This is a genomic window from uncultured Oceanicoccus sp., assembly GCF_963968385.1.
Classification (GTDB): Bacteria; Pseudomonadota; Gammaproteobacteria; order Pseudomonadales; family Dasaniaceae; genus Oceanicoccus.
Window position 1 is genome coordinate 1 of sequence record NZ_CAXAHB010000100.1, and the last position, 4,910, is coordinate 4,910.

The window sequence follows — 4,910 nt, forward strand, 5'->3', positions numbered from 1 at the left end:
AAAGAGCGAAAGAGGAATGACAATGAAAAGTTTTACTACCGTGACAGGTATTGTCGCGCCAATCGATCGGGCCAATGTTGATACCGATATGATTATCCCCAAGCAGTTTTTAAAATCCATCAAGCGTTCGGGTTTTGGTCCCTTTATGTTTGATGAGCTGCGTTATTTGGATGTGGGTAAGCCGGATATGGATTGCAGTCAGCGTCCAAAAAATCCTGATTTTCCGCTTAATTTTCCCCGGTATCAGGGCGCACAGATCTTATTAACTCGGGAAAATTTTGGCTGCGGTTCAAGTCGTGAGCATGCTCCATGGGCGATTGAGGATTATGGTTTTCGTGCCATTATTGCGCCAAGCTTTGCGGATATCTTTTTTAATAACTGTTTTAAAAACGGTTTGCTGCCTATTGTGTTAGATACAACGATTGTTGAAAGCTTATTTGAAGAAATGTACACCACAGAAGGATATCAGCTAACGGTTAATTTGGAAGCGCAGCTAATTGAAAAGCCTGATGGCGACCAAATTCCTTTTGAGGTGGATGCTTTCCGCAAGCATTGTTTATTAAATGGTCTGGATGATATCGGTATTACCTTGCAAGATGCGGATGCCATTCGTGAGTTTGAGCGAAACTATCAAAAAAAATCACCTTGGTTGTTTGGCGCCGTACAGTAAGGGGTTTTGCCTCTATGGGAGTTAAAAAGTGAGTAGAAAAGTCTTAGTGATTTCAGGTGACGGTATTGGTCCTGAAATTACCACCGAAACACGAAAAGTCCTTGATGTGATTAATAGCCGTTTTAATTTGGCTATCGAGTTTGATCAAGCCTTATTAGGTGGTGCGGCGCTTGATGTGGCGGGTGTGCCAATGCCCGATGAAACCTTGCGCAAGGCCAAAGACTCAGATGCGATTTTATTTGCCGCTATTGGTGGTCCCAAGTGGGATGATGTCGGCCGTGAGCTGCGTCCGGAAAAAGGCCTGTTGCAACTGCGCTCTGCACTGCAGCTATTTGGTAATTTACGGCCTGCGATTTTGTATCCGCAATTGGCTGAAGCGTCTTCGTTAAAACCAGAGGTGGTTTCTGGTTTGGATATTCTTATTGTCAGAGAGTTAACCGGTGGTATTTACTTTGGTGAGCCGCGCGGTATTCGCACCTTGGAAAACGGCGAAAGAGAGGGCTATAACACTTACAAATATAACGAGACAGAAATTCGTCGTATTGGCGCCATGGCTTTTGAGGCGGCGCAAAAACGCGGTGGAAAATTATGTTCGGTGGATAAATCCAATGTCTTGGAGGCAACGGTTTTATGGCGCGAGGTCATGCAGCAAATGGCCGCAGATTATCCCGATGTTGAATTGAGCCATATGTATGTCGACAATGCAGCCATGCAATTAGTGCGCGCACCCAAGCAGTTTGATGTTGTCGTCACCGGCAATATGTTCGGTGATATTTTGTCGGATGCGGCGGCGATGCTAACCGGATCCATCGGTATGTTGCCTTCGGCGTCACTGGATAAAAATGGTCGTGGTATGTATGAGCCCTGTCACGGCTCTGCACCGGATATCGCCGGTCAGGGCAAAGCCAATCCGCTGGCGATGATTTTATCGGCGGCCATGATGCTGCGTTATTCACTCAATGCCACCGAAGCAGCTGAAGCGGTCGAGCAAGCGGTGGGTGATGTATTGGATCAAGGTTTGCGAACGGCTGATATTTATTCTGAGGGCAAGCGTCTGGTTGATACCAGTACGATGGGCGATGCTGTTGCCGCCGCTTTGCAGGCGTAATTAACTGATAGCTTAGAGATTAAGTGTTATGAAAAGAGTAGGTTTTGTAGGTTGGCGCGGTATGGTCGGCTCTGTATTAATGGAGCGGATGCTGGCAGAAGGGGATTTTAAGCATATCGAACAGCCGGTTTTTTTTACCACATCCAATATCGGTGGGCAGGGGCCTGATATCGGGGTTGAGATTCCACCGCTTAAAGATGCCGGCGATATTGATGAGTTAAAGACCATGGATGTGATTATCTCCTGTCAGGGTGGTGACTACACGCAATCTGTGTTTCCGGCCTTACGCCGTGCCGGTTGGAATGGTTATTGGATTGATGCTGCTTCCAGTTTACGTATGGATGATGATGCGTTGATTATCCTCGATCCTGTCAATAAGGATATGATTAAACAAGGGCTGGCTGATGGTGTTAAAAACTTTATTGGCGGTAACTGTACCGTCAGTTTGATGTTAATGGCCATGGGTGGTTTATTTCGCCACGGCTTGGTCGATTGGGCTTCGGTAATGACCTATCAGGCTGCCAGTGGTGCCGGCGCGCAAAATATGCGTGAACTGATTAGGCAGATGGGTGCTATTGAAGGTGCGGTGATTGATGAGTTGGCAAATCCTGCCGCTGCTATTCTGGAGATAGATCGGAAAGTTGCCGCATCGATGCGCAGTGATGACTTTCCTGTCGATAATTTTGGTGCGCCATTAGCCGGTAGTTTGTTGCCTTATATTGACCGCCAGCTGGATAACGGTCAAAGTCGCGAAGAATGGAAAGGCCAGGCTGAAACCAATAAGCTGCTGGGAGCTTCATCGATCATCCCGATCGATGGTCTCTGCGTTCGCATTGGTGCTATGCGCTGTCATAGCCAGGCATTAACCGTAAAGCTAAACCGCGATGTGCCAATGGATGAGATTGAGGCTATGCTGGCGGCTGCGAATGATTGGGTGACAGTGGTGCCCAATGACCGTGATATTACTTTGCAGCAGCTAACGCCAACGGCGGTAACCGGTTCATTGTCCATACCTGTTGGTCGATTGCGCAAAATGAATATGGGCCCCGAATATTTATCGGCCTTTACCGTCGGTGATCAGCTATTATGGGGTGCGGCGGAGCCTTTAAGACGGATGTTGCGTATTCTGATTGAGGATTAGACCCTTATGTAAAATAACTTAATAAGTTCATATTTATTAAGTATTTACAGTAAATAATTAATGTGAATTATTATATTGAGTGATGGCTGTATATCAGGGCAGATTTAACATGCCGAGCTGTAGTGTCTCGGTTTTCTGCCTAATAATTGTGATGAAATGACTCACCTCAACGGTGAAAAAAGGAACGATTATGGTATCTAAAAAGCTGGCGATGATGATTGCGGCGATTGGAATCCTACAGGCCAATATGACCAATGCGTTGGGTCTGGGTGAGCTTTCCATTTTAACGTCTTTAAATCAGCCGCTGGAAGCAGAAATTGCTTTGCAGAATACAGCTGACCTTGATGATAGCCAAATAGTTGCCAGGCTGGCCGACCCCGAAGATTTTAATCATGCCGGCATTAGCAGAAATTTTTTCCTGACCGGTGTTGATTTTAAGGTTGAACTGGATGGTCAGGGTAGTGGTGTTATTAGGTTAACCAGCCGCGACCCCGTGGTTGAGCCTTATCTTAATTTTCTGATTGAAACCCGCTGGCCTGATGGTCGCTTACTGCGTGAATATACCGTGCTGGTAGATTTGCCGAACTATGACCAGTCCGTTGCAACCGCCTCTTCTGACAAACAATACCGTGTCAGCGCCAATGACAACTTGTGGAGAATTGCACTAAAAAGCCGTCCCTCCGAAGCGGTTAGCGTACAGCAAACTATGCTGGCGATTCAGCGTTTAAATCCTCAGGCCTTTGAAGACAATATCAATCATTTAAAGAAAGGCTCTCTATTGCGCCTGCCTACGCAAGAGGATATTTCGGTTTCTGAAACACAAGCCTTAAATGAAGTCGCCAATCAAAACCGTTCTTGGCGTCCTGTGGAGTTATCGGAGCCGCAACTTGGTGTTGCTGATGCTAGTGAAACTTCCTATTCGGAGCAGCCTCGTTTGTCCATTGTTACCAACGCTAATAGTGATGATTCGATTGACGTTGAAAGTCTCGACTCAGCCGACAGCGCGGCCTTAGAAAGTGAGCTGGCTGCCAGCGCGGAAAATCTGGATAAGGCTGAACGTGATAATCAGGAATTACTGATTCGTCTGGATGATATGGAAGCGAGATTGGCGGTGCTGCAGCGTCTGTTGGAACTTAAAGAGCGTCAGTTAGCCGATTTACAAACTCGTGTAGACGATGAGGTGGCTCAAGCTCGTGCCGAAGCAGCAGCTTTGTCTGAGCAGATGGTTCAAGTAGCTAACCCACCATCAACCGCAGTGCCTGAATCTGTGATGGAGTGGGTAGAGTGGATATGGAATAACCGTTTTTATGTCGGTGGTGCCGGCGCTTTGTTATTGGTGGCAATAACAGTTCTGCTTTTAAGACGTGAGAAGCATACTGATCTAGCCAGCAACAAGGACACTGCTGAGGCGGACAATTCCACCGTCGAGCCAGAGCAGTATATGACTAACGATAATATAAAACAGATTGATAGCACTGAGGAAAGTGATCAGGACACAATCTCGCTTGAAAATGCTGAGCCTTCCGAACCGGTGGTATCACCGGCAGCTACTGCAGCTTCTGATATCGGTGATGTTATGGCCGAGACCGAAATTTATATGGCCTTTGGTCATTATCAGCAAGCGATTGGTTTACTTCGCTCTGCACTCCACCAGCAACCAGGTCGTATTGATCTGCAAATAAAGCTGTTAAAGGCTTATCTCGAAACTCGCGATAAGTTGGAGTTTCAGCAGCAGTATAGGATGTTACAAAGTTTGGGCGATGCTGTGGCCATCGATGAGGTTAAAACCATGCTGGCTAGCGCCGAAGGGGCCGCCGATTGGTTGGATGGGTTGCCGAGCCATATCGATCACTCAATTGATGACACTATCGATTTTGACCTTGATGAATTTGATGATGATTTGGACTTGGCGGACCTAGACGATATCGATCTTTTTGATCTGGATGCAGAAATGGGTGATAACAATGAATTGCCGGTACCAGCCGCTGCTG

Annotated in this window: 4 protein-coding genes; all 4 read left to right on the plus strand. The window is 46.9% G+C overall.

Translation table 11 applies throughout. The annotated features are described in order from the left end of the window. Positions 1-22: 22 nt before the first annotated feature. Positions 23-670, plus strand: a complete 648-nt coding sequence (gene leuD, locus AACP44_RS08470; RefSeq protein WP_339340097.1) for a 3-isopropylmalate dehydratase small subunit — start codon at positions 23-25, stop codon at positions 668-670. Between the two features lie 28 nt (positions 671-698). After that, complete coding sequence (gene leuB / locus AACP44_RS08475) at positions 699-1,778, plus strand: 3-isopropylmalate dehydrogenase (protein ID WP_339340094.1); 1,080 nt, start codon at positions 699-701, stop codon at positions 1,776-1,778. 28 nt (positions 1,779-1,806) lie between these two features. Next, positions 1,807-2,919 carry an aspartate-semialdehyde dehydrogenase gene (asd, locus tag AACP44_RS08480; RefSeq protein WP_339340095.1) on the plus strand — a complete coding sequence of 371 codons (1,113 nt, stop codon included), beginning with the start codon at positions 1,807-1,809 and terminating at the stop codon, positions 2,917-2,919. 190 nt (positions 2,920-3,109) lie between these two features. Continuing rightward, a partial coding sequence (locus AACP44_RS08485; protein ID WP_339340096.1) for a FimV/HubP family polar landmark protein occupies positions 3,110-4,910 on the plus strand: 1,801 nt, incomplete at its 3' end.

Bases quoted from the DNA above. Each gene is read 5' to 3' on its own strand.
- leuD (WP_339340097.1), top strand. From the start codon at position 23: ATGAAAAGTTTTACTACCGTGACAGGTATTGTCGCGCCAATCGATCGG.
- asd (WP_339340095.1), top strand. From the start codon at position 1,807: ATGAAAAGAGTAGGTTTTGTAGGTTGGCGCGGTATGGTCGGCTCTGTA.